Below are 24,780 nucleotides of genomic sequence, written 5' to 3'. Positions count from 1 at the left end.
TGCCCGCACCGGCGGGCGCCGGGGCCCCGGACGATAAGGTCAGCCCGAGAACCTGGGGCCCACCGCAGCCCGACCGACGAGGAGCACCGAGCAATGAGCCTGCGCCTGAGGACGATCACCCGCGAGGAGCACCTCGCCTTCATCAGGAGCCGCGCCTCGGCCAGCCACATGCAGGTGCCGTCCTGGGGCGATGTGAAGGCCGAGTGGCGTTCGGAGTCGATCGGCTGGTTCGACGACGCCGACCAGCTCGTCGGTGCCGGTCTGGTGCTGTACCGCCAGCTGCCGAAGGTCAAGCGCTACCTGGCCTACCTGCCCGAGGGCCCGGTGATCGACTGGTTCGACCGGGACCTGGACCGTTGGCTCTCCCCGATGCTGGCGCACCTGAAGTCGCAGGGCGCCTTCTCGGTGAAGATGGGCCCGCCGATCGTCATCCGCCGCTGGAACGCCCCCACCATCAAGGAGGCCATCGCCGGCAAGCAGGCCAAGCGCCTGCGCGACATCGAGGCCGACTGGTACGAGGCGCGCGCCTTCGAGGTCGCGGACCGGCTGCGCAAGGCCGGCTGGCTGCAGGGCGAGGACGGCGGCGCCGGCTTCGGCGACGTCCAGCCGCGCTACGTCTTCCAGGTGCCGCTGGCCAACCGCTCGCTGGACGACATCCACAAGAACTTCAACCAGCTCTGGCGCCGCAACATCAAGAAGGCCGAGAAGAGCGGCGTCGAGGTGTACCAGGGCGGCTACGACGAGCTGCCGATCTTCCACCAGCTCTACCTGGTCACCGCCGAGCGCGACAAGTTCACCCCGCGCCCGCTGTCCTACTTCCAGCGGATGTGGCAGGCCCTCACCGCCGAGGACCAGAACCGGATGCGGCTCTACATCGCCTACCACGAGGGCGAGCCGCTGGCCGCGACCACGATGCTGGTGGTCGGCGAGCACGTCTGGTACTCCTACGGCGCCTCGGCCAACCACAAGCGCGAGGTCAAGCCCTCGAACGCGATCCAGTGGCGGATGATGCGCGACGCCTACGCCCTCGGCGGCGGCGTGTACGACCTGCGCGGCATCAGCGACACCCTGGACGAGAACGACCACCTGTTCGGCCTGATCCAGTTCAAGGTCGGCACCGGCGGCCAGGCGGCCGAGTACCTCGGCGAGTGGGACTTCCCGCTGAACAAGCTCCTGCACAAGGCCCTCGACCTCTACATGTCCCGCCGCTGAGGAGGCTGCCCCGATGACGCTGTCGCTCTACCTCGACACCGAACGCTGGCGCACCCACCAGCGCTCCGTCCTGGCCGAGTTCCCCGGCCTGGTGCCCGTCGCCAAGGGGAACGGCTACGGCCTGGGCAACCACCGGCTGGCCGAGGAGGCGACCCTGCTCGGCACCGGGGTGCTGGCCGTCGGCACCGCGTACGAGGCGGCCGACGTCGCCGAGTGGTACGGCGGCGAGCTGCTGGTGCTCACCCCCTACCGGGTCGGCGAGGAGGTGCTCCCGCTGCCGCACGCCCGGGTGATCCGGACGGTCGCCCGCGTTGACGCGCTGCGCTCGCTGCACGGCGCCCGGGTGGTGCTGGAGTGCATGACCACCATGCGCCGGCACGGCGTGAGCGCGGCCGACCTGCGCACCGTCGCCGCCGAGCTGGACGGCGTGTCCTTCGAGGGCCTCGCCCTGCACCTGCCGATGGACCGGCCGGACGGCTCCAGCCCGGTCGAGGAGGTCATGTACTGGGTGGACACCGCGAAGGCGGCCGGCATCCCGGTGCACACCGTCTTCGTCAGCCACCTGGGCGCGGCCGGCATGGACCAGCTGGCCCAGCGCTACCCGGACACCGTCTTCCGGGCCCGGATCGGCACCCGGCTCTGGCTGGGCGACCACGGCGCGCTGGAGGTCCGGGCCACGGTGCTGGACGTCACCCCGGTGAAGAAGGGCGAACGCTACGGCTACCGCCAGCACCCGGCGCCCGCCGACGGCCACATCCTGGTGGCGGCCGGCGGCACCGCGCACGGCATCGGCCTGGAGGCCCCCAAGTACGTGGCCAGCATGGGCGCGCGCGCCAAGGGCATCGCCCGGGCCGGCCTGGCGACCGTCAACAAGACCAAGTCGCCGTTCCACTGGGCGGGCAAGCAGCTCTGGTTCGCCGAGCCGCCGCACATGCAGGTCTCGCTGCTGTTCCTGGACGGGGAGACCGCGCCCCCCGCGATCGGCGAGGAGCTGGGCCTCCAGGTCCGGCACACCACCACCCACTTCGACCGCGTGGTGGACCGCTGAGCCTCACGGCTGCTTCTCGGCCGGCTCCGTCGCCGGTGGCTCCTCCAGCCACTGGTCGAAGGCGCCGGCCGGCGCGTATCCGGCGTAGCTCTCCTCCTCGTGCAGCCGCCGGGCGGCGCCCAGGGTGACCACGTCCGGGGCGTGGTCGAGCACCCCGCCGGAGGGGTCGTCGGTGCCGTCCCAGCGGACCGGGTCGCGCTCCGGGTTGAGTGCGTCCCGGACCACCAGCGCGACCAGGTAGAGCGTGCCGAGCAGGTGCAGCACGATCGCGAAGTGGTACCAGGGCTCGCCGATCCCGTGCTGCTTGGGCCCGGTGACGAAGCCCAGGTGGGACCAGATGCCCAGGGTGTAGAGCACCTCGCAGGCCTGCCAGATCAGCAGGTCCCGCCAGCGCGGCCGGGCCAGCGCCGCGAGCGGCAGCAGCCAGAGCGCGTACTGCGGCGAGTACACCTTGTTGACCAGCACGAACAGTGCGACCACCAGGAAGGCCAGCTGCGCGAACCGCGGCCGGCGGGGCGCCGAGAGGCCGAGCCACGCTATGGCCGCACAGCCCAGCACCATCAGCACCGCGATGTAGAGGTCGAGGTCGGCCAGCCCCACCCCGCGGTTCTGCATCAGGATCAGCCAGAACGAGCCGTAGTCCTCGCCGCGGTGCTTGCTGAAGACGTAGAAGGTCGACCAGCCCTGCCAGTTGGCCAGCATGATCGGCAGGTTGACCAGCAGCCAGGAGCCGACCGCGCCGCCGAGCATCACCCGGAACTCGCGCCACTTCCCGGCCCGCCAGCAGAGCACCAGCAGCGGGCCGATCAGCAGCAGCGGGTAGAGCTTGGCCGCGGTGGCCAGGCCGATGAAGACGCCCGCCCAGCCCGGTCGGGAGCCGGCCCACCAGGCCATCGCCACGGCGGCCAGGGCGACCGCGAGGAGGTCCCAGTTGACCGTGCCGTTGAGCAGCAGGACCGGCGAGAGCGCGAACAGCATCGCGTCCCAGGGGCGCCGGCGATGGGTGCGCGAGAGCGCGACCACGGCGACCACGGCGCAGGCCATCAGCAGTCCGGCGTTGATCGCCCAGAACCACTGCTCCTGGGCTTGCTCGGTGCCGCCGCCGGGCGTCAGCCAGGCCGCGACCTGCATGAACAGACCGGTCAGCACCGGGTACTCGAGGTACTGGAGGTCCCCCGTGGTGCCCGGGATCCGGTCCACGTACGGGTGCAGCCCGGCCGCGAAGCCGCGGCCGGAGAACAGGTGCGGGATGTCGCTGTAGCAGGCGTGGATGTACTGCGGCGAGCCCGGCTGGAACCAGGCCTGGTCGTAGCAGGGCAGGTTGTGCACCATGCCGAGCGCCGAGACCACGATCACCGCCAGCGCCAGGACGCGCACCGGGATCCACCAGGAGACGCCGAGCAGCGCCCGGCGCCCGGGCGGGCCGCCGATCACCTCGCTGCCGGCCGCCGCCACCCGGTCCTCGTCGGCCGGGACGACCACCGTGTCGACCGGGGGCACGGCCGTGGCGACGGCTGCCGGGAGGGGCCCTGCGGCGCCGTCGGGCCCGTACCGGCCGACGGCTTCGTCACGATCGCTCGACGTCATGCCGGACATCCTGCCGCACCCGCCGCACCGGGACGAGGAGGACCCCGCGGTGGTCCGGCGGTACGGGTGGGGCGCGCGCGGCGAATCGTGACGAAAACGGCGGTGGCGGCCCTCCGAGGAGGACCGCCACCGCCGTTCCGGTCGTCTCGCTGCTACCCGGCCGCTCCGGCGCCCGGAGTGGCGCCGGTGCTGGTCGGGGTCGGCTTGCCACCGCCACCACCGTTGCCACCGCTGCCACCGGGCGGTGGCGTCGACGGGCAGAAGATGAGGGTGCAGCTGGTGTCCGTCGGCTTCGGCTTGTGGGTGGGGCTCGCCGGCGGGGTCGTCTGGCAGTCCACGCCCGGCACGCAGCCCCCGCCCGGGGCGGGCTGGGTGGGCTGCTGGGTCGGCTGCTGGACCGGCGCCTGGGTCTGCGCCGGGGGCGACGGGGCCTCGGTCGCGGTCTGGGTGGGCGTCGCGGTGGCCGTGGACGGCGCACCGGAGGAGTCCACCTCGGTGCCGACCGGCTGCGGGGTCGGGAAGTCCATCTTCTTCTCGTTGGCCAGGGCGGCCTTCATGTAGCGGGTGAAGATGTCGGTGGGGATGTCACCACCGTGGATGGACTCCTTGCCGCCGGTGCCGTTGAGGGACTCCCGGTCGTGCTTGCTCGGGTCCTCGCGCCACATCGCGACGCTGGTGACCAGCTGCGGGGTGTAGCCGACCCACCAGGCCGACTTGTTCTGGTCGGTGGTACCGGTCTTGCCGGCCACCGGGCGGCCCAGGCTGTTGGTCTTCGTACCGGTACCGTTCTTGGCCACGTTCACCAGCACGTCGGTGACGTTGTCGGCGACGGCCGGCTCCAGCGCCACCTTGACGTCCTTCTTGCCGAAGCCCGGGCGCTCCTTGCCGTCGACCTCGACCTTGGTGACCGAGTAGGGCTCGGCCTCCTTGCCGCTGGCGGCCAGGGTGCCGTAGCCGGTGGCCATCCGGATCGGGCTGATGGTGGAGGTGCCGAGCGGGAAGGTCGCGGTCTTCGGGTCGGCCAGGCTGTCCCGCTTGATGCCCATCTGCACGGCCATGTCGGCCACGGCCGGACCGCCGACGTCCTGGTTGAGCTGGACGAAGGGCACGTTGTACGACCACTGCATGGCCTGCCGCAGCGAGACGTAGCCGCGCTTGCCGGAGTCCTCGTTCTTCTGCCGGTAGGGCTTGCCGTCGTCGCCGATCACCAGCGAGCCGTCCGGCTTGCGGATCTCGGACATGTCGTCGGCGAGGTAGCGGCTGTCGGCGTTGATCCGCTTCGGCTTGCCGTCGCTGTCCTTCGCGGTCTGCACGCCCACCTGCATCGCGGTGGCGAGCACGAAGGGCTTGAAGGTCGAGCCGACCTGGACACCGGTGGCGTTGGCGTTGTTGTCGAAGTGGTTGTTCTCCACGCCGTCGCCACCGTAGATCGCCACCATCGCACCGTCACCGGGGCGGATGCTGGCGGCGCCGAACTGGACGAAGGTGTCGTTGTTGGGGCGCTTCTGCGGGTCGAGGTTCTCGCCCTTGACGTCGTCGACGGCCTTCTTCAGGGCGTCGACCTTGTCCTTCTCGAAGGTGGTGTAGATCTTCAGACCACCCTTGTCGATCATCTGCTGGGTGACCGACTTGTCGGTGGTCATCACGTACTGGTTGGCGGTGTCGACCAGGTAGCTGATCTCACCGTTCATGTTGGAGCTGGGCTTCAGCGGGATCGGCTCGGGGAAGGTGGTGCACTTCGCCCGCTCCTCCGCAGTGGCGTTGTGGGTGGTCACCATCCGGTCCAGGATCCACTTCCACCGCTCCACGGCGCGGTCGTGGTTGGCCGGCTTGGAGGGGTCGTAGTAGTTCGCACCCTTCAGCAGGCCGGCCAGCATGGCGCTCTGGCAGAGGTTCAGGTCCTTGGCGTTGACCCCGTAGTAGGCCTGGGCGGCGGCCTGGGCCCCGTTGGCGTTGCGGCCGAACCAGCTGGTGTTGAGGTAGCCCTTGAGGATGTCGTTCTTCTCCATCTGCTGGTTGATCTTCAGCGTGATGAAGAATTCCTTCAGCTTGCGGCTGAGGGTCTGCTCCTGGCTCAGGTAGGCGTTCTTCACGTACTGCTGGGTGATCGTCGAGGCGCCCTGGGTCTCACCGCCCTTCGCCATGTTGTAGACGGCGCGCAGCATGCCCTTGGGGTCGATGCCGCTGTCGGTGCGGAAGGTCTCGTTCTCGGCCGAGATGACGGCGTTCTGCAGGGTCGGGTTGATGTCGTTGAGCTCGACGATCTGCCGGTTGGTCTCGCCCTTGCGGGTCATCTCCGAACCGTCGGCCCAGTAGTAGATGGTGTTCTGGTCCTTCACCAGGTCCTTGAGCTGCGGGACGGTGGTGGTCTGGTACAGGTAGAACACGCCCGCCACGCCGGCGGCGAAGAACAGCAGGAAGACGCTCAGCACCTGCTTCCAGGACGGCAGCCAGCGCCGGACGCCGGTCTTGCCCCAGCGCGGGTAGTCGATGAAGCGCTTCTTGCCCGGGTCGGCGGCAGCCGCGGCGGAAGCGCCGGCGGCGCCGCGTCGGCCGCCACCGCCCTTGCCCTTCTTCTGGGCGGCCTTGCGCATCTCGGCGCGGGTCATCCGGGGCTGCTGGGCGGTCTCCCGGACGCCGGGCGGGCGTCGGCGGCCGATGCCGTCCGAGGCCAACTCGTCGGGCCCGGGACCACCCCGACGGCCTCCGCCTCCCGGGGGCTGCTGCCCGTCACCGCCCGGGTCGGGCGTCCTTCGCCGTCGCTCGCTCATGTTTCCAGCCACTCCTCGCCAGGCCTGATCGGCCTGAAGGCAGGGTTCCTGTCCGATGCTCGGACCGCCCTAACCCCGGAGGTTGGTCCTCGTGCACACGCGACAGCGTACGCAGCAGGGAATCCGAACTAATCGGGCATCAGTCGCCAATAACCGCAAAACGGCGTCAGATCATTACACGCCCGTTGCCAACCCCACCCGCGCGTCGGCTTGTGATCACATTCACGCGTGCCCCCCTTGCCCCTTCCGGGGGTCGGGTTTACTGTTCTCGATATATCGAGCCGATACATCGAAGCGGTATACCCGCCGATGCAGCGGCCGCAGCGAAGGTCGAGAGAAAGGAGGACGACGGCAGTGGGCAGACGCTCAGGAGTGCTGGAGTTCGCCGTTCTCGGCCTGCTCCATGACGCCCCGATGCACGGCTACGAGCTGCGGAAGCGGCTCAACATCCTGCTCGGAGCACTGCGGGCACTCTCCTACGGAACGCTCTACCCGTGCCTGAAGAGCCTGGTCGCCCAGGGTTTCCTGGTCGAGGACAACCCGGACGTCGAGTACGTCCCGGCCACCGCGCTCAACGGCAAGCGGTCGAAGATCGTCTACCGGCTCTCCCCCGAGGGGAAGCAGCGCTTCGAGGAGCTGCTCGCCGACTCCGGTCCGGACGCCTGGGAGGACGAGCGCTTCGGCGTTCACTTCGCCTTCTTCGGGCAGACCGACCGGGCGGTCCGGATGCGCGTCCTGGAGGGTCGCCGCAGCCGGCTGGAGGAACGCCTGGAGCGGATGCGCAGCTCGCTGGCCCGCGCCCGCGAACGGTTCGACGACTACACCGTCGAACTCCAGCGGCACGGCCTGGAGTCGGTGGAACGCGAGGTCCGGTGGCTCAACGAGCTGATCGAGACCGAGCGGGCCAACCGCACCGGCCGGCCCGGGCCCGCCACCGGAACCCCCGGAACCACCGCCGTACCCCACACGACTTCGGACGGCCGTGGCCAGGAGACCGGGTCCCCCGACCCGTCCGGGCCACCGTACGACCGCCCGGGGCGCTCCGCCCAGGAGCGCTGACGCCGCGTCAGCCCGGTTCCACGCGGCAGGAGTGGGCGCCTCGCGCCCGTACAAGCAGTCATTCGAAGAAGCAGGACGAGTGCCGTCGACTCTGACGGCCCTCATGAGATCACAGGGAGCAACCGGAATGGGTTCGGTTCGCGTAGCCATCGTGGGCGTGGGCAACTGCGCCGCGTCGCTGGTGCAGGGTGTCGAGTACTACAAGGACGCCGACCCGGCCGGCAGGGTCCCCGGGCTGATGCACGTCCAGTTCGGTGACTACCACGTCCGCGACGTGGAGTTCGTCGCCGCCTTCGACGTCGACGCCAAGAAGGTCGGCTTCGACCTGGCCGACGCCATCGGCAGCAGCGAGAACAACACCATCAAGATCTGCGACGTCCCGCCGACCGGCGTGACCGTCCAGCGCGGCCACACCCTCGACGGCCTGGGCAAGTACTACCGGGAGACCATCGAGGAGTCGGACGAGACCCCGGTCGACGTCGTCCAGGTCCTCAAGGACCAGCAGGTCGACGTCCTGGTCTGCTACCTGCCCGTCGGCTCCGAGGCCGCGGCCAAGTTCTACGCCCAGTGCGCCATCGACGCCAAGGTCGCCTTCGTGAACGCCCTGCCGGTGTTCATCGCGGGCACCAAGGAGTGGGCGGACAAGTTCACCGAGGCCGGCGTGCCGATCGTCGGTGACGACATCAAGTCCCAGGTCGGCGCCACCATCACGCACCGCGTGATGGCCAAGCTGTTCGAGGACCGCGGTGTCATCCTCGAGCGCACCATGCAGCTGAACGTCGGCGGCAACATGGACTTCAAGAACATGCTCGAGCGCGAGCGCCTGGAGTCCAAGAAGATCTCCAAGACCCAGGCCGTCACCTCGCAGATCCGCGACCGCGAGCTGGGCGCCAAGAACGTCCACATCGGTCCCTCGGACTACGTGGCCTGGCTGGACGACCGCAAGTGGGCGTACGTCCGCCTGGAGGGTCGCGCGTTCGGCGACGTCCCGCTGAACCTGGAGTACAAGCTCGAGGTCTGGGACTCCCCGAACTCCGCCGGTGTCATCATCGACGCCGTCCGCGCCGCGAAGATCGCCAAGGACCGCGGCATCGGCGGCCCGATCCTGTCGGCCTCCTCGTACTTCATGAAGTCGCCGCCGGTCCAGTACTTCGACGACGAGGCCAAGGAGAACGTCGAGAAGTTCATCCGCGGCGAGGTCGAGCGCTGAGCGCAGTGCTGACTGCCGGTAGGGGCTCCTAGCTCCTCCGAAGGGCTCACGATCATCCGATCGTGAGCCCTTCACGGTTCCGCGGCGAATGTTTCACGTGAAACAGCGACCGGTTCCATGGCACCCTGAGCGGGTGGCGATCACCGAGAACGGCAGCACCCACCAGTCCGCGCGCAGCGCCACGCTCCTCGGTCTGCTCCGCGGCCGGGACTTCCGTCGGCTGCTGACCGCCCGGGTACTCTCCCAGCTCTCCGACGGCGTCTTCCAGGTCTCGCTCGCCGCCTACGTGGTCTTCTCCCCCGAGAAGCAGTCCTCCCCCGCCGACATCGCCTCGGTGCTGGCCGTGATGCTGCTGCCGTTCTCGGTGATCGGCCCGTTCGCCGGAGTGCTGCTGGACCGCTGGCGCCGCCGCCAGGTGCTCTACTTCGGCAACCTGGCCCGCTTCGGCCTGGGCCTGGGCACCGGCGCGCTGCTCCTGCTCAAGGCGCCGACCTGGCTGTTCTTCGCCTCGGCGCTGCTGGTCACCGCGCTCAACCGGTTCATCCTGGCCGGGCTCTCGGCCGCACTGCCCCGGGTGGTCGAGCAGGACCGGCTGGTCACCGCCAACGCCCTCTCCCCCACCCTCGGGACGGTCGCCGCCGCCTCGGGCGGGGGCCTCGGCTTCCTGCTGCACCAGGTGATGGCTCCCGGGCCGAAGGCGGACGCCGCGCTGGTCACCGTCGCCTCGCTGCTCTACCTGTCGGCCGCGCTGGCCGCCCGCCGGATGGACCGCGACCTGCTCGGCCCGGAGCGGCACGGCGAACGGCCCGCGCTCGGCCAGGCGCTGGTGCGGGCCGCCGTCGAACTCGGTGCCGCCGTGCGCCACCTGGTCCGGGACTGCCGCCCGGCCGTGCACGCGCTGGCCGCCGTCACCGCGGCCCGGTTCTGCTACGGCGTGCTGATCGTGGTCGTGGTGATGCTCGCCCGGTACACCTTCAACGACCCGACCGACAGCGCCGCCGGACTGGCCACCCTCGGCCAGGCGGTCGGGCTGTCCGCCGCCGGGTTCTTCGTCGCCGCGCTGGTCAGCCCCTGGTGCACCCGCCGGCTGGGCCTGGCCGGCTGGATGACCGCCTGCCTGCTCGCCCCGGTGGTCTTCGTGCCCGTGCTGGGCCTGTTCTTCGCCCCGGTCCCCACGCTGGCCGCCGCCCTGCTGCTCGGGGTGGTCACCCAGGGCACCAAGATCTGCGCCGACACCGTGGTGCAGGAGTCGGTCGAGGACGAGTTCCGCGGCCGGGTCTTCGCCATCTACGACGTGTTGTTCAACGTCGCCTTCGTGGCCGCCGCCCTGGTCACCGCGCTGGTGCTGCCGCTGTCCGGCCGCTCGGTCGCGGTGGTCGTCGGAGTGGCCGTGGTGTACGCGCTGACGGCCCTCGTCTACCTGCGGGCCGCCCGGCGGTCCGGGCCGCTCCCCGGCGACGGCCACTGAAACCGCCCGGTAGCGGAATCGAAACCACCTCGTCCCGAAACCCCCGTCCGACCACCGGGCCGATTGCGTCCGACCCAGTCGCTAAGGTACGTAAACCTGTCGGAACGACAGCACTCGGTCTCGGGGGACGAACTGATGAGCACACCGACCGGCCCGTACGGGCCGCCGCAATCGGCCGCGCCCGGATTCGGTCCGCCCCCGGCGGCCTATCCGCAGGCGCCGTACGGGCAGCAGCCACCCGCCCCGCAGCCGTACGCCCCGGGCCCGTACGGGCCACCGCCCCAGCCCCAGCCGCCGTACGGCCAACCGCCCTACGGGCAGGCACCGTACGGGCAGGCGCCGTACGGCCACCCCCAGCCCGGCGCGGTACCCCCGGCACCACCCGCCAAGCGCGGCGTCCGGTCCAAGCTGCGGGTCGTCGGTCTGATCGGCGGCTGCGCCGCGCTCGCGGTCGGCTACTTCGTCGCCGGCCCGAGCGTCAGCAGCGCCAAGCCCGGCGACTGCGTCCAGGTGAGCGGCGCCCGCGACGTCTCGATCGTCAACTGCACTGATCGCAAAGCGAATTACAAGGTGCTGTCGAAGTTCACCGACACCACCGACGTGAACCGCTGCCGGCAGACGCCGCAGACCACCAGCGCCGTCTCGGGCAAGAGCGGCCGCCGCTGGAACAAGAAGCGGTACGTGCTCTGCCTCGGCCCACTGACCCCCACCACCGCCGGCTACCCGCCGGTGAAGAAGTCCTGATCCTGCCACCGACCTTCCCCGGGGGACCTCTTGTCCGCTCCACCTCCGCCCCAGATGCCCTACGGCCCGCCACCCGGTGACGGCAACCCGTACGGCGGCGGCCCGTACGGCTCGCCGCCCCCGCCGCCGCCCGGCTACGGCTACCCGAGCGCCCCGCCGCCGGAGCAGCCCTACGGCGCCCAGCCGCCCGGGTACGGCTACCCTCCGCCCGCCCCGATGGACGGGGAGACCTGCCGGTTCTGCGGCGGCTTCCCCGCCGTGCGCGCCACCGTCCGCGGCCACCAGGGCCTGATAATCGCCTTCCGGATGCTGCGGATGCACGGCCCGTTCTGCCGCACCTGCGGGACGGCCACCGTCCGCGACATGTCCGCCCGGACGCTGGTCCAGGGCTGGTGGAGCTGGGTCTCGCCGCTCCTGACCGTGATCACCCTGCTGCTGAACCTCGGCGCCAACGGCCGGATCAAGCGGCTGCCGCCGCCCGTGCCGGGCACCCACGGCCCCCAGCTCGACCCGGGCACCCCTCTGGGCAGCCGCCCGCACATCGCGATGCTGCTGGTGCCGGTCTCCCTGCTGACCACCGGGATCCTGGTGGTCACCGGCGTGATCGGCCCGAAGTACGACCCCGGCAGCACGATCGGCTCGTCGACGCCGAACAACACCACCGCGTACTCGCCGTCGCCGCTGCCGATGCCCACCTACAGCCACACCCCGCCGCCGGTGGTGCCGATGCCGAGCTTCACCATGCCGAGCATCACCCTGCCGCCACCCGCCACCCCGGCGGCCAAGAACGACGTCGACAGCGCCGGCATCGGCGACTGCCTGCGCAACGAGAACAGCAACGGCACGGGCGACGACGACCACCCGAACATCACCGTGCTGCCCTGCACCGACCCCAAGGCGCAGTACAAGGTGGTCTACAAGTACTTCGGCACCTCGGACGAAAAGTCCTGCCAGAAGCAGCCGAAGTCGGACAGCACCTACACCCGTACCTACAGCAAGCTGCCCTCGCTCGACTACGTGCTCTGCCTCAAGCACGTCAACAACTGAGCGGACACCGACGGCGGCCACCCCCTCGCTCTCCGAGGAGGTGGCCGCCGCTCGTCGTGGGGGGCGCCGCCGCGGTCAGCCCTGCTGCCCGGCCCACCAGGTCCGCAGCGCCGCGACCGCCTCGTCGGGCTCCATCGGCCCGTGCTCCAGCCGCAGTTCGAGCATGTGCTTGTACGCCTTGCCGACCGCCGGGCCCGGCTTCAGCCCGAGCAGCTCCATGATCTGGTTGCCGTCCAGCGCCGGACGGATGGCGTCCAGCTCCTCCCGCGCCTTCAGCTCGGCGATCCGCGACTCCAGGCCGTCGTAGGTGCGTGACAGCATCGCGGCCTTCTTCTTGTTGCGGGTGGTGCAGTCGGAGCGGGTCAGCTTGTGCAGGCGCTCCAGCAGCGGCCCGGCGTCGGTGACGTAGCGGCGCACCGCGGAGTCGGTCCACTCGCCGCCACCGTAGCCGTGGAAGCGCAGGTGCAGCTCGACCAGGCGCGAGACCTCCTCGGTGAGCTCCTTGGAGTACTTGAGCTCGCGCATCCGCTTGCGGGTCATCTTGGCGCCGACCACCTCGTGGTGGTGGAAGGAGACCCGGCCGTCCGACTCGAAGCGGCGGGTGCGCGGCTTGCCGATGTCGTGCAGCAGCGCGGCCAGCCGCAGGGTGAGGTCCGGGCCGTCCTGCTCCAGGTCGATGGCCTGCTCCAGGACGGTCAGCGAGTGTTCGTAGACGTCCTTGTGCCGGTGGTGCTCGTCGCTCTCCAACTGGAGCGCGGGCAGTTCCGGCAGCACGTGCCCGGCCAGGCCGGTGTCGACCAGCAGCCGCAGGCCCTTCACCGGGTGCGCGGACAGCAGCAGCTTGTTCAGCTCGGCCTGCACCCGCTCGGCGGAGACGATGGTGATCCGGTCGGCCATCGCGGTCATCGCGGCGACCACCTCGGGCGCTGGGTCGAAGTCCAGCTGGGCGGCGAAGCGGGCGGCCCGCATCATCCGCAGCGGGTCGTCGGAGAAGGACTCCTCGGGAGTGGCGGGGGTGCGCAGCACCCGGGCCTCCAGGTCCTCCAGGCCGTGGTGCGGGTCGACGAAGCCGCGGCCGGGCAGGTCGACGGCCATCGCGTTGACCGTGAAGTCCCGGCGGACCAGGTCCTCCCCGATGGTGTCGCCGTAGGTCACCTCGGGCTTGCGGGAGGTGCGGTCGTACGCCTCGGAGCGGTAGGTGGTGATCTCGATCAGGAAGGAGCCCTCGGGGGTGTCCTTGCGGGCGCCGACGGTCCCGAAGGCGATGCCGACGTCCCAGACCGCGTCCGCCCAGCCCTTGACCAGCTTGAGCACCTGCTGCGGCCGGGCGTCGGTGGTGAAGTCGAGGTCGTTGCCGAGCCGGCCGAGCAGCGCGTCCCGGACCGAGCCCCCGACCAGGGCCAGCCGGTGACCGGCCGCCTGGAACCGGCGGGCGATCTCGTCGGCGACCGGCGACACCCGCAGCAGCTCTTGCAGCCCCAGGGTCTGGGCCTCGCTCAGTCCTGGGACGGCCTGGACGTCGGTGCTGGAACGATCGGTGCGCGCGGTGGGCTCATTGGCAGTGGACACGGCTCACAAGGGTACGTGCCCCGGAAGGTCAACCGCCCGCGCGTTTTGGGCGTCTCACCCCACAGCCCGCAACACTGCACCCCAGGCTGGATCGTTACCATGCCGGTGGACGAAGCGCGGACACCGGAACCGGGGATGCGGTGTCGCGTTCCGCCGTGCCGACGGGACCTCCGCGGCAGCAGGGTGGCGTACGGCGTCGAGCGAAGAACGTCGAGCGGGGAACGTCCGGCGACCGCGCCGGGCGGGCAGCATCAGCAGCGAGCGATCGAACAGAACGGCGAGGGCGAATCGAGTGAGTGAGCCGGCACGGCACTCGGGCCTGGGGGCACACCGACGGCCTGGCGGGATCGCGGATCCCACCGGGCGTCCCACCGAAGGGCGGCACCGCCGCGCCCGCCGACTCGCCGCCGCCTGCGCGGCCGCCCTGACCCTGTTCACGACCGCGTTCACGGCCGGCCCCGCGACGGCGCTTCCGGCCGGCGGCAACATCCGCCCGGCCGCCGACGCCGCGGCCACCGCGGAGTACCCGGTGGTGATGACCATCGACACGGTCACCCCGCAGCTGGCCACCCAGAACGGCACGGTGTCCGTCACCGGCCACGTCACCAACTCCGGCAAGTCGGCGCTCAAGGGCGCCCACGCGGCGGTCCGCAAGCCCGTCTCCAGCAAGCCCCTCCAGCGGCGCAGCGAGCTCCAGGGCGTGGCCACCAGGACCACACCGAGGGGCGACGACGGCATAGAGCTGGACAGCCCGCAGTACGCCCTGCCCGAGCTGAACCCGGGCCAGAGCCAGGCGTACACCCTGAGCGTCGCGGTGAGCGACCTCGGGCTGTCCGAGAGCGGCGTCTACGAGCTCGCGGTGGACGCCTGGGGCGCGACCGCCGACAACCCGCGCGACCGGGCGCTGGGCATCGCCCGCACCTTCCTGCCCTACACCCAGGGCGGCACCGAGGCCCAGCCGACCAAGGTCGCCACGCTCTGGCCGCTGGTGCACCCACCGGTGCTGGCCGCGCAGACCTTCGCCGAGGGCGACCAGACCGTCCCGGTGCTGCGCGACGACAGCCTGGCCACCGACTTCGCGCCGGGCGGCCGGCTGTACGAGCTGGTCGACACCGGCGCCAAGCTGAACGGGCTGACCTGGATGGTCGACCCGGACCTGCTGGACGCCGCGTTCGCGATGACCAAGGGCTACCGGGTGCAGAAGCCGGGCACCGAGTCCTCCGGCAAGTCCGCCCGCGAGGAGAACACCGTCTCCCGCCCCGCCTCGGCCGTCGCCGACGCCTGGCTGAACAAGCTGCGGGCGGCCGTCGCCAAGCAGGGCAGCCAGGTCGTCGCCCTGCCGTACGCCGACCCGGACCTCGCCTCGATCGGGCACAACGGCGCGGACCTCGCCGGCATGGGCACCGCCCTGAACAAGGCGTCCACCGCCGGCCGGCTGACCGTCGAGGGCCGACTCTCCGTGGACACCCGCTCCGACGTGGCGTGGCCGTACCAGGGCTACCTCGACCAGCAGATCGCCGGCATCGCCCGGCAGGCCGGCAGCAGCCTGGTGCTGGCCAACGGCGCGAGCATGCCGGAGCCGGACTCGGTCAACTACACCCCGACCGCGGTGCGCCCGATCGGCAACGGGCAGAGCGCCGTGGTCGCCGACGACACCGTCTCCACGCTCTTCCAGAAGGACCTGGCCACCCCGAAGGACCAGAGCGAGACCACCCAGCGGTTCCTCGCCGAGACCTTCGCGATCACCCACGAGCAGCCGCAGAACCAGCGCGGCCTGCTGGTCATGCCGCCGCGCGACCTGACCGTCAACACCGCCAAGGTGCTGGCGGGCGCCCTGCAGACGGCCACCGACAAGTGGCTGACCCCGGTCAAGCTGGACGCGCTGGCCCAGGCCGCGCCGGACCCGAAGGCCAACACCACCGTCCCGTCGCCCGCCGACTACCCGACCCAGGCCCGGGCCTCCGAGCTGCCGGCCGACGCCCTGACCGGCACCGACGTCATCCAGCAGCACCTGGACACCCTGATGCGGGTGCTCACCCTGCCGCAGCGCGTCCGCGGCCCGTTCAGCGCCGCCATGGTCCGCTCGCTGTCCACCGAGTGGCGCACCCGGGCACCGGCCGGCGAGACCTACCGCAAGGGCGTCTCCACGTACCTGGACGAGCTCATCGGCGCCGTCCAGGTGCCCAAGAAGAACGTGGTCACCCTGGCCGGGAACACCGGCCAGCTCCAGGTCAGCGTGCGCAACGACCTCACCCAGACGGTCACCAACCTGCAGCTGCGGCTCACCTCGGTCCAGCCGAACAGACTGCGGGTGGGCAAGCCGGAGGAGCTGGTCCTCCCCGCCTCGCAGAGCGTCACCCTGCGCTTCAACGCCGAGGCCCGCAACAACGGCCCGGTCACGATGATCGCCCAGCTGTGGACCAGCGGCCCCGACCCGCGGCCGTACGGCGAGGCCCAGCCCTTCACCGTCGAGGTCACGTCGGTGACCAACGGGGTGCTGTACGTCTTCGCCGGCGCCGCCGTACTGCTGGTGCTGGCCGCGCTGCGCTTCGTCCGCCAGCGCAAGCGCCGGGGCGGGCAGCCGCACGAGGACGGCGACCAGCCGGTCGGCGACGGCCCGGACACCGACGGGCCGGGGAGCGCCGCCGAGGCCGAGCCGGCCGACCCGGACGCCGCCGCGGGTGACACCGCCGAGGAAGCCACCGAGGACCCCGGACCGGACGGCTCCGCGGGCGGCCGTCCCGCGCAGACACCGCGCGCCAGCAGCCCGGATGGCCGGGATCGGACCGCCAGTGATGAGAAGGTTGGTCCTTGATACCGCCGACCCCCCGCAACGCCGGGCCGGCCTCCCCCCACAACAGCGAAGAGGTGACATGACCGGGCGCAGCGAGGAGCGGCCGCCGGGCCGCGGTGAGAGCCGGCCGGGCGCCGAGTCGCCGTCCGGCGACTGGTACGTGGCCGACACCTACGCCCAGGACCCGTACGCCGCGGAGGCGTACCGGGCCCAGCAGGACGGCCAGGACCCGTACGGTCTCCAGGCCGGACGGCCCGCCGCCGCGCCGCCGCCGGTCACCGCGTACGACGTGCCGCCGCAGCTGCCGCCGCAGGGTGGCGGGTACCCGACGCCGGTGCCGTCGGCGCCGTTCACGGCCCCGGTGCCGCCCGTGCAGCCCGGCTGGGACACGCCGGTGCAGGCCGACTGGCCGCAGCAGGCCGCTCCGGCCCCGGCGCCGACCCAGTGGGGCGGTGCCGAGCAGCCCCAGCCGCAGTGGCAGCCCGGCCCGGCGCACTCCGCATGGGACAGCGAGACCACCGAGTACGTCGGGGTGGACGCCCTGTTCGGCGGCCACCAGCCCGCGGCCGCGGCCCAGCCGCCGGTGCCCCAGCCCGCGCCGGCCCCGCCGTCCGCGCCGGTGCCGCCGGTCGCCCCCGGGCCGTACCCGCCGATGGGCTACCCGGGGCAGCCGCAGCACGGCGGCCCGGACGGGCAGCGCCCCTTCGTGCCGCCGATCGAGTTCGACCCGCCGCTCTCCGAGGAGGAGGCCACCATGCAGGTGGCCGCCGTCGCGGTGCCCCCGGCGGTCGAGCCGCTGGCGGACTTCGCCGAGGAGCACGACGCCCAGCCCGCGGCCGCGCCCGCCCCGGCGACCGAGGGCGGTGGCGGCAAGGTCGCCAGCCTGCTGAACTCCAGCGCGATCATGGCGGCCGGCACCCTGGTCTCCCGCGGCACCGGCTTCCTGCGGACCATGGTGATCGCCGGCGCGATCGGCATCGCGGTCATGGGTGACTCCTACAACGCGGCGAACACCCTGCCGACCCTGCTGTACATCCTGATCGGCGGCGGCGCGCTGAACGCGGTCTTCGTGCCGCAGCTGGTGCGCAGCATGAAGAACGACGAGGACGGCGGCACCGCCTACGCCAACCGGCTGCTCACCCTGGTGATGGTCGGGCTCGGCGGCGTGGTGTTCCTGGCCGTGCTCGGGGCGCCCCTGCTGGTCCAGCTGATCGCCCACCCGATGATGACCAACCCGGCCCGCGCCGACACGACGGTGGCGCTGGCCCGCTACTGCCTGCCGACCATCTTCTTCATGGGCGTGCACGTGGTGATGGGCCAGATCCTCAACGCCCGCGGCCGGTTCGGCGCGATGATGTGGACCCCGGTCCTCAACAACATCGTGGTGATCTTCACCTTCGGCGCCTACATCTGGGTCTTCGGCGGCTACAACGGCACCCAGGTCACCCCCGAGAACATCTCCCCGGAGGGCGTCCGGCTGCTCGGCCTGGGCACCCTGCTCGGCCTGGTCGTCCAGTCGCTGGCGATGATCCCGTACCTGCGGGCCGCGGACTTCCGCTTCCGGCCGCGCTTCGACTGGCGCGGCCACGGCCTGGGCAAGGCCGCCCGGCTGGCCAAGTGGACCTTCTTCTTCGTGCTCGCCAACCAGGCCGGCTACCTGGTCATCACCCAGCTGGCCACCGCCGCCGGCAGCGCCGCCGAGCAGGGCGGTCACGGCGGTGTCGGCCTGTCGGCCTTCTCCAACGCCCTGCTGATCTGGCAGCTCCCGCAGGCCGTCATCACCGTCTCGATCATGAGCGCGGTGCTCCCCCGGCTCTCCCGGGCGGCGGCCGACGAGGACGCCGGCGCCGTCCGTGACGACCTGTCGTACGGGCTGCGCACCACCGCCGTGGCGGTCGTCCCGGCGGCCTTCCTGTTCCTGGCCCTCGGCCCGGCGATCGGCCGCTCGATCTACGCGGTCGGCGGCGGCGGTACGGCCCTGGACAACGCCACCAACGTCGGCCTGATGCTGTCGGCCTTCGCGCTCGGGCTGATCCCGTACTCGGCCCAGTACGTGATGCTGCGCGGCTTCTACGCCTACGAGGACACCCGGACGCCGTTCTCCAACACCGTCTGGGTGGCGGTCTGCCAGGCCGGATTCTCGCTGATCTGCTGGTTCGCGCTGCCCGCGCAGTGGACCGTGACCGGCATGGCCCTCGGCTACGGCCTCGCCTACGCCGTCGGAGTGATGGTCGCGGTGCCGAAGCTGAAGAAGAAGATCGGCGGCCTGGACACCAAGCGGATCGGCAAGACCTACAGCCGGCTGGCCACCGCCTGCGTGCCGGCCGCGGTGGTCGGCCTCGGCGTCAGCCTGGCGGTCCAGCAGGTGATCGGCGGCTGGCCGGGCAGCGTGGCGTCCGTCCTGCTGGGCGGCGGCATCCAGATGCTGGTGTTCGTGTTCATCGCGAAGCGCCTGCGGATCGAGGAGATGAACGCCATGCTGGGCATGGTCCGCGGCCGACTGGGCCGCTGACCGACCGGCCAACCGGCCGGACGAGCGGGCGCCCTGAGCGGGCGTCAACCGGGGCGACACCGCCTCCGCCCGTCCGGCCAGATTCTGGGCCGCAGGCCGCGGCCGGGAGCACCCGGGACCACCGGGTGGCGGCCCGGTGGCGGCCAGGTGTCGGATCTGCACCACATCTCTCCACCCCCGTGCAACCGAGCGGACACCTCAGCGGTCGTACCCGGTGGAGAAGAGTGGGCACAATTGTCCTGGAGCACAGGGCGGCCGATCCGCGGGCTCCAGCGACTCTCTCAGCCGGGGCGACACAAGGGGAGGCAGGACCACGGTGGCTGATGGCACCAAGGCGGTCGTCGACACGTCAGCAGCTGACACGGCGGCGGACGAGGCCGCGCTGGCCGCGGCGATCGACGAGCTCGGGGGCGGGAAGCCCGCCCCGGCGGGCTCCGCCGACGCCCCCTCCGCGGACGCCCCCACGGCTGCCGACGAGGACGAACCGGCGGCGCCGGACCCGGGCCGCGCCCCGGAGGCCTCCGTGAGCGAGGAGACCTCGGAGGTCACCGCCCCGCTCTCGGTCCAGGAGATCGCCGCCGAGCTGGCGGCCGGCTCGGCCGCGAAGAAGCCCGCCCCCGGGCCGGCGGCCGCGCCCGCCAAGCGCCGCCCGACCGACCCCCAGCCCACGGTCGACCCGCGCGACACCGCCACCCTCCCGCGCACCCTCCCCGCGCCGATGCGCCACAGCGGCGACAAGATCGGCAACCGGTACCTGCTGGAAGAGTGCATCTCCCAGACCGAGACCTTCAGCAGCTGGCGGGCCGTCGACGAGAAGCTGCGCCGGGCGGTCGGCGTCCACCTGATGGCCTCCGGCCACCAGCGCGCCCGCAAGGTGCTGGCCGCCGCCAAGTCCGCGGCCCTGCTCGGCGACCCGCGCTTCGTCCAGGTGCTGGACGCCGTCCAGGAGAACGAGCTGGTCTACGTCGTGCGGGAGTGGCTGCCGCACGCCTCCGACCTCGCCAGACTGCTCGCGAACGGCCCGATGGAGCCGCACGAGGCGTACCAGATGGTCCGCCAGGTCGCCGACGCCGTCGCCGCCGCCCACCGCCGCGGCAAGGCCCACCTGCGGCTCACCCCGCGCTGCGTGCTGCGCACCGACAGCGGCCAGTACCGGATCAACGGCATCGCGGTGGACGCCGCCCTGCGCGGACTGCCCCCGGAGGACTCCACCGAGGACGCCCAGCGCACCGACACCCAGGCGATTGGCGCCCTGCTGTTCGCCGCGCTCACCCACCGCTGGCCGTACCCCGAGGACCGCTACGACCTCAAGGGACTGCCCAAGGACCTGCAGAACGCCGCACCGGACCAGGTCCGCGCGGGCGTCCACAAGGGCCTGTCCGAGCTCGCCGCACGCGCCCTGTTCGACCACCCGCCGCACCACGCCGAGCCGATCACCACCCCGGAGGAACTGGTCCGGGCGATCGCGAAGCTGCCCAAGATCCGCCAGCCCGAGCCGGAGCTGCCGGCCTTCCCGGCTCCGCCCCGGCACAACACCCACTCCCTGCCCACCGCGCCCAACCCCACCCGGGTCGCCGACCCGACGGTCACCCCGCTGCCGCCGTCCTCCCGGCCGACCGCCGCCCGGCGCACCAAGCGCCGGCTGCGCCGGGTGGTCAAGGCCACCGCCTGGACGGTCGCGCTGGGCGCGATCGGCGTAGCCTCCTGGCAGTTCGTCGGCAGCCTGCGCAACACCGGGCAGGCCGCCGCCACCCCGCAGACCTCGGTCAGCAGCACCGCCCCGAGCATGCACCCGACGGCCCACGCCCCGGTGCCGATCGCGATCAAGGGCGCACAGGCCTACGACCCGTTCGGTGACGGCACCGAAGGATCGGACAGTCCGGCGAAAGCGGTCGACGGCGACCCGAACACGTTCTGGGAAACCCAGTGGTACCGCGACCAGTTCGGTCCCAAGCTGCCCTCCCTCAAGGCTGGGACCGGCCTGCTGATCGACCTCGGCTCCCCCCAGCCGGTCTCCTCGGTGAGCGTCCAGTTCGCCGGCGAGCACACGGCGGAACTGCGGGTGCCGACGCCGGCCTCCGCCGCCAATCCCTCCCAGGCGAAGCTCGACGGCTTCACCGTCATCGGCAAGCAGACCGGCTCGCACGCCGAGTACGCCCTCGACGCACCGGTCACCACGCGTTACCTCTTGCTCTGGCTGACCGCTCTGCCGAAGGATAACCCCACGAAGTTCGTCGGCCGGGTCTCGGAGGTCAAGGTCTCCGGCTGACCCGGTCGGCGAATCCGTACGACGGCAAGGGGACGAGGGGTGACAGTGGCGGACGACGACGCGACGCTGCTCGCCCGGCACGTCGCCGGCGACCAGGAGGCCTTCGGCCTGCTGGTGAACCGCCACCGGGACCGGCTCTGGGCGGTCGCCCTGCGCACCCTGGGCGACCGCGAGGAGGCCGCGGATGCCCTCCAGGACGCCCTGGTCTCCGCGTTCCGGGCCGCCCCCGGCTTCCAGGGCCGCTCGGCGGTCACCACCTGGCTGCACCGGATCGTGGTCAACGCCTGCCTGGACCGCGCCCGGCGCAGCGCCACCCGGCGCACCACCCCGCTGGACGACGACCCGCAGCGGCTGGACCGCCTGGTCGGCACCGCCGAACCGGCCGACTCCCCGGTGGTCCGGGCCGAGGTGCACCGCGAGCTCACCGCGGCGCTCGCAGAGCTGCCCGCCGAGCAGCGGGCCGCGCTGGTCCTCGTCGACATGCAGGGCTACCCGGTCGCCGAGGCCGCGGAGCTGCTGGGCGTCCCGGTGGGCACGGTGAAGAGCCGCTGCGCGCGCGGCCGGGCCCGGCTGCTCCCACTGGTGCGGCACCTGCGGGAGACCGGCGGCGAGGCGCGCGGTGGAGAGCCCGTCGGGGAGCGCGGCGGGGAGCGCGGCCGACGGAACGTTTCACGTGAAACGCCGGCCCGCGGGGCGTCCGGCGGGTCCCCGCCACCGCACCGCGCGCCCCAGGGGAACCCGACGGGCCCCCGCACCGTCACAGGGACAGGCCCGAGCACCGGCCGCACGATGCTGGAAGGAGACGCGAGCACACGATGACCGCCCCCCTCTCCTCCCCCGAGGCCTCCGACGCCCACCCCTCCGTCGAGGAACTCGCCGACCTCGCCGAGGGCCTGGTCGAGCCCGCCCAGGCCGCCCGGGCGCTGCAACGGCACCTGGACGGCTGCGCCGAGTGCCGCGAGACCGCCGAGGCCCTGGCCGAGGTGCAGGCGCTGCTCGGCACCGTCGAGCCCGAGCCGATGCCCGCCGACGTGGCCGCCCGGCTGGACGCCGCCCTCGCCGAGGCCGCCGGCTCCGACCACCGCGCGGCGGCCGGAGCCGTGGAACGCCCCCGGGAGGCCCCCGCCCTCGCCCGCCCGACCACCACCCCGGCGACGCCCGTCCGGTCCGTCCCGGCCCCCTCCGCGCCCCCGTCCCGCCCCGGCTCGGCCTCCGGTCCCGGGCGACCCCGGCCCCGCCGCCGGTTCGCCCTGCTGCTCGGCACGGCCGCCGCCCTGGCCGCCCTCGGCCTCGGCGGCGCCCTGCTGCTGAACCACCGCGACGACTCCGGCCGGTCCACCGCCTCGGCGGCCTCGGTCCCCTCCTCCGCCGCCGCCGGCGAGCCGAACGCCCGCAGCCCGCGCCTGGCGGGCCCCGGCACCGACTACCGGGAGGACCGGCTCGCGGCACAGGTCCAGCAGTTGCTGGCCCGCTCCGGGGCCGAGCCCGGGCTGCACGCCACCGGGCCCGCCAAGTCCGAGGCCGCCCCCGCCGACGGCTCCCGCCCCGACCTCGCCGGCCCCGGCTCCCCCACCGCGCCGGCCTCGCCCACTGCCCCGGCCTCCCCCACCGCGCCGGCCTCCCCCACCGCGCCGGCCTCCCCCACCGCCTGCCCGGCGCCCGCTCAGGGCACCCCGCTGGCCACCGACCGGGGCAGCTACCAGGGCTCTCCGGTCGACGTCCTGGTCTATCCGGCCTCCGACCGACCCGGCTCCGTGGACGTCTACCTGCGCGCCGCGGACTGCGGCCCGGTCCTCCTGCAGCGGACCGTCCCCGGCCGCTGAGCAGCCGTTCCCAGCCACCGGTCGGCCCTTCCCATGCGATCGACGTCAAGGACGCCACGCCGCTTCCGGAGTTCGGGCACCTGGTACTGATCCGCCTGGGAATGCGAGAGACTGGTCAGTCGTTGTCCCGGGCGGCGGAGCAGGACCGCCCTCCCCGCAGCAAACGCGGGTCGCGATGCGAACCAGGAGAAGCAGTGAGCGACGTCCGTAACGTGATCATCATCGGTTCCGGCCCGGCTGGGTACACGGCTGCGCTCTACACGGCCCGAGCCTCCCTCAAGCCGCTGGTCTTCGAGGGAGCCGTCACCGCCGGTGGTGCGCTCATGAACACCACCGAGGTCGAGAACTTCCCGGGTTTCCGGGACGGCATCATGGGCCCCGAGCTGATGGACAACATGCGGGCGCAGGCCGAGCGCTTCGGCGCCGAGCTGATCCCGGACGACATCGTCGCGGTTGACCTCACCGGTGAGATCAAGACCGTCACCGACTCCGAGGGCAACGTCCACAAGGCCCGCGCGGTGATCGTCACCACCGGCTCCCAGCACCGCAAGCTGGGCCTGCCGAACGAGGACAAGCTGTCCGGCCGCGGCGTCTCCTGGTGCGCGACCTGCGACGGCTTCTTCTTCCGCGACCAGGACATCGCGGTGGTCGGCGGCGGCGACACCGCCCTGGAGGAGGCGACCTTCCTCTCCCGCTTCGCCAAGAGCGTCACGATCATCCACCGCCGGGACAGCCTGCGCGCCTCCAAGGCGATGCAGGAGCGCGCCTTCGCCGACCCGAAGATCCGCTTCGAGTGGGACAGCGCGGTCGAGGCGATCCACGGCGACCCGAAGCTGACCGGCGTCACCCTGCGCGACACCACCACCGGCGAGACCCGCGAGCTGGCGGTCACCGGCCTGTTCATCGCGATCGGCCACGACCCGCGCACCGACCTGTTCAAGGGCCAGCTGGACCTCGACGCCGAGGGCTACCTGAAGGTCGAGTCCCCCTCGACCCGGACCAACGTCGAGGGCGTCTTCGGCGCCGGCGACGTCGTGGACCACACCTACCGCCAGGCCATCACCGCCTCCGGCACCGGCTGCTCGGCCGCGCTGGACGCCGAGCGCTACCTGGCCGCGCTGGACGACGTGGAGAACAAGACCGCCGCCGTCGCGGTCTGACCTCCCCACCACCGACCGAACCCCGCGGGGGTGTTCCACGTGAAACACCCCCGCCCCGGCCAGGCAGAAACAGAACGGCTCCGGCCGTTGTTCACCTGGCAGCAGCCCCCTCCGTCCTAACCCGAGGAGTCCCCGTGGCCGGCGCCACCACCACCGTCACCGACGCGACGTTCAAGTCCGACGTCCTGGAGAGCGACAAGCCCGTACTGGTCGACTTCTGGGCCACCTGGTGCGGCCCGTGCCGCCAGGTCGCCCCGGTTCTCGACGACATCGCGGCCGAGAGCGGCGACAAGCTGACCATCGCCAAGCTCGACGTGGACGCCAACCAGGCGACCGCCGCCGAGTACAACGTCATCTCGATCCCGACCCTGATCCTCTTCAAGGGCGGCCAGCCGGTGAAGCAGATCACCGGTGCCCGTCCGAAGGCCGCGCTGCTGCGCGAGCTGGACGGCCTGATCTAGGTCTCCCGGTCACCGACCGAACGGCGGCGGGGCTCCCCGATGGGGG

17 protein-coding genes are annotated in these 24,780 nt (G+C 72.2%); 14 read left to right on the top strand and 3 right to left on the bottom strand.

What is annotated here, in order from left to right:
* Nucleotides 1-93: 93 nt before the first annotated feature.
* A complete protein-coding gene (locus tag ACFWIS_RS29455) occupies nt 94-1,212 on the top strand; it encodes a peptidoglycan bridge formation glycyltransferase FemA/FemB family protein (RefSeq protein ID WP_363429774.1) in 1,119 nt (372 codons plus the stop codon).
* Nucleotides 1,213-1,225: 13 nt separating this feature from the next.
* Nucleotides 1,226-2,260: an alanine racemase gene (locus ACFWIS_RS29450; RefSeq protein ID WP_380458447.1), complete on the top strand. Its 1,035-nt coding sequence runs from the start codon at nt 1,226-1,228 to the stop codon at nt 2,258-2,260.
* A 3-nt stretch (nt 2,261-2,263) separates the two neighbouring features.
* On the opposite strand, the gene ACFWIS_RS29445 is transcribed toward ACFWIS_RS29450, so the two are convergent.
* Both ACFWIS_RS29445 and ACFWIS_RS29440 read right to left on the bottom strand, forming a co-directional pair.
* Nucleotides 2,264-3,847 carry a glycosyltransferase family 87 protein gene (locus ACFWIS_RS29445; protein WP_380458445.1) on the bottom strand — a complete coding sequence of 528 codons (1,584 nt, stop codon included), beginning with the start codon at nt 3,845-3,847 and terminating at the stop codon, nt 2,264-2,266.
* Nucleotides 3,848-3,999: 152 nt separating this feature from the next.
* Nucleotides 4,000-6,618, bottom strand: coding sequence for a transglycosylase domain-containing protein (locus ACFWIS_RS29440; RefSeq protein WP_380458443.1), 2,619 nt, complete (start codon nt 6,616-6,618; stop codon nt 4,000-4,002).
* A gap of 354 nt (nt 6,619-6,972) precedes the next feature.
* Here ACFWIS_RS29440 and ACFWIS_RS29435 point away from each other — a divergent pair, with 354 nt between their 5' ends.
* From ACFWIS_RS29435 to ACFWIS_RS29415, 5 genes are all read left to right on the top strand, one after another.
* A complete protein-coding gene (locus ACFWIS_RS29435) occupies nt 6,973-7,677 on the top strand; it encodes a PadR family transcriptional regulator (RefSeq protein WP_380458441.1) in 705 nt (234 codons plus the stop codon).
* A gap of 127 nt (nt 7,678-7,804) precedes the next feature.
* Complete coding sequence (locus tag ACFWIS_RS29430; RefSeq protein WP_380458439.1) at nt 7,805-8,887, top strand: inositol-3-phosphate synthase; 1,083 nt, start codon at nt 7,805-7,807, stop codon at nt 8,885-8,887.
* Nucleotides 8,888-9,020: 133 nt separating this feature from the next.
* Nucleotides 9,021-10,355, top strand: coding sequence for an MFS transporter (locus ACFWIS_RS29425; RefSeq protein ID WP_380458437.1), 1,335 nt, complete (start codon nt 9,021-9,023; stop codon nt 10,353-10,355).
* Between the two features lie 135 nt (nt 10,356-10,490).
* On the top strand, nt 10,491-11,099 hold the full coding sequence (locus ACFWIS_RS29420) for a hypothetical protein (protein WP_380458435.1): 609 nt from the start codon (nt 10,491-10,493) through the stop codon (nt 11,097-11,099).
* 54 nt (nt 11,100-11,153) lie between these two features.
* On the top strand, nt 11,154-12,146 hold the full coding sequence (locus tag ACFWIS_RS29415) for a hypothetical protein (RefSeq protein ID WP_380458433.1): 993 nt from the start codon (nt 11,154-11,156) through the stop codon (nt 12,144-12,146).
* A 75-nt stretch (nt 12,147-12,221) separates the two neighbouring features.
* On the opposite strand, the gene ACFWIS_RS29410 is transcribed toward ACFWIS_RS29415, so the two are convergent.
* Entirely contained in the window at nt 12,222-13,646 is a 1,425-nt protein-coding gene (locus ACFWIS_RS29410) for a CCA tRNA nucleotidyltransferase (RefSeq protein ID WP_380458497.1), read from the bottom strand.
* Between the two features lie 361 nt (nt 13,647-14,007).
* Here ACFWIS_RS29410 and ACFWIS_RS29405 point away from each other — a divergent pair, with 361 nt between their 5' ends.
* From ACFWIS_RS29405 to trxA, 7 genes are all read left to right on the top strand, one after another.
* Nucleotides 14,008-16,530: a DUF6049 family protein gene (locus ACFWIS_RS29405; RefSeq protein ID WP_380458431.1), complete on the top strand. Its 2,523-nt coding sequence runs from the start codon at nt 14,008-14,010 to the stop codon at nt 16,528-16,530.
* Between the two features lie 58 nt (nt 16,531-16,588).
* A complete protein-coding gene (gene murJ / locus ACFWIS_RS29400; RefSeq protein ID WP_380458429.1) occupies nt 16,589-19,021 on the top strand; it encodes a murein biosynthesis integral membrane protein MurJ in 2,433 nt (810 codons plus the stop codon).
* 316 nt (nt 19,022-19,337) lie between these two features.
* On the top strand, nt 19,338-21,290 hold the full coding sequence (locus tag ACFWIS_RS29395; RefSeq protein WP_380458427.1) for a serine/threonine protein kinase: 1,953 nt from the start codon (nt 19,338-19,340) through the stop codon (nt 21,288-21,290).
* 39 nt (nt 21,291-21,329) lie between these two features.
* Nucleotides 21,330-22,109: an RNA polymerase sigma factor SigM gene (gene sigM / locus ACFWIS_RS29390; RefSeq protein ID WP_380458425.1), complete on the top strand. Its 780-nt coding sequence runs from the start codon at nt 21,330-21,332 to the stop codon at nt 22,107-22,109.
* Nucleotides 22,106-23,113 (top strand): hypothetical protein, encoded by a 1,008-nt coding sequence (locus ACFWIS_RS29385; protein WP_380458423.1) that lies wholly within the window; start codon nt 22,106-22,108, stop codon nt 23,111-23,113. The genes sigM and ACFWIS_RS29385 overlap by 4 nt, the downstream gene beginning before the upstream one ends.
* 194 nt (nt 23,114-23,307) lie before the next feature.
* Nucleotides 23,308-24,273 (top strand): thioredoxin-disulfide reductase, encoded by a 966-nt coding sequence (gene trxB / locus ACFWIS_RS29380; RefSeq protein ID WP_188307728.1) that lies wholly within the window; start codon nt 23,308-23,310, stop codon nt 24,271-24,273.
* A gap of 134 nt (nt 24,274-24,407) precedes the next feature.
* Nucleotides 24,408-24,734, top strand: a complete 327-nt coding sequence (trxA, locus tag ACFWIS_RS29375) for a thioredoxin (protein WP_380458421.1) — start codon at nt 24,408-24,410, stop codon at nt 24,732-24,734.
* Nucleotides 24,735-24,780: the final 46 nt, after the last annotated feature.

The sequence above is a fragment of the Kitasatospora sp. NPDC127060 genome, assembly GCF_042724935.1.
GTDB lineage: Bacteria > Actinomycetota > Actinomycetes > Streptomycetales > Streptomycetaceae > Kitasatospora.
The sequence above is the reverse complement of the archived record's forward strand: the minus strand, read 5'-3'. Positions and strand labels throughout refer to the sequence as shown.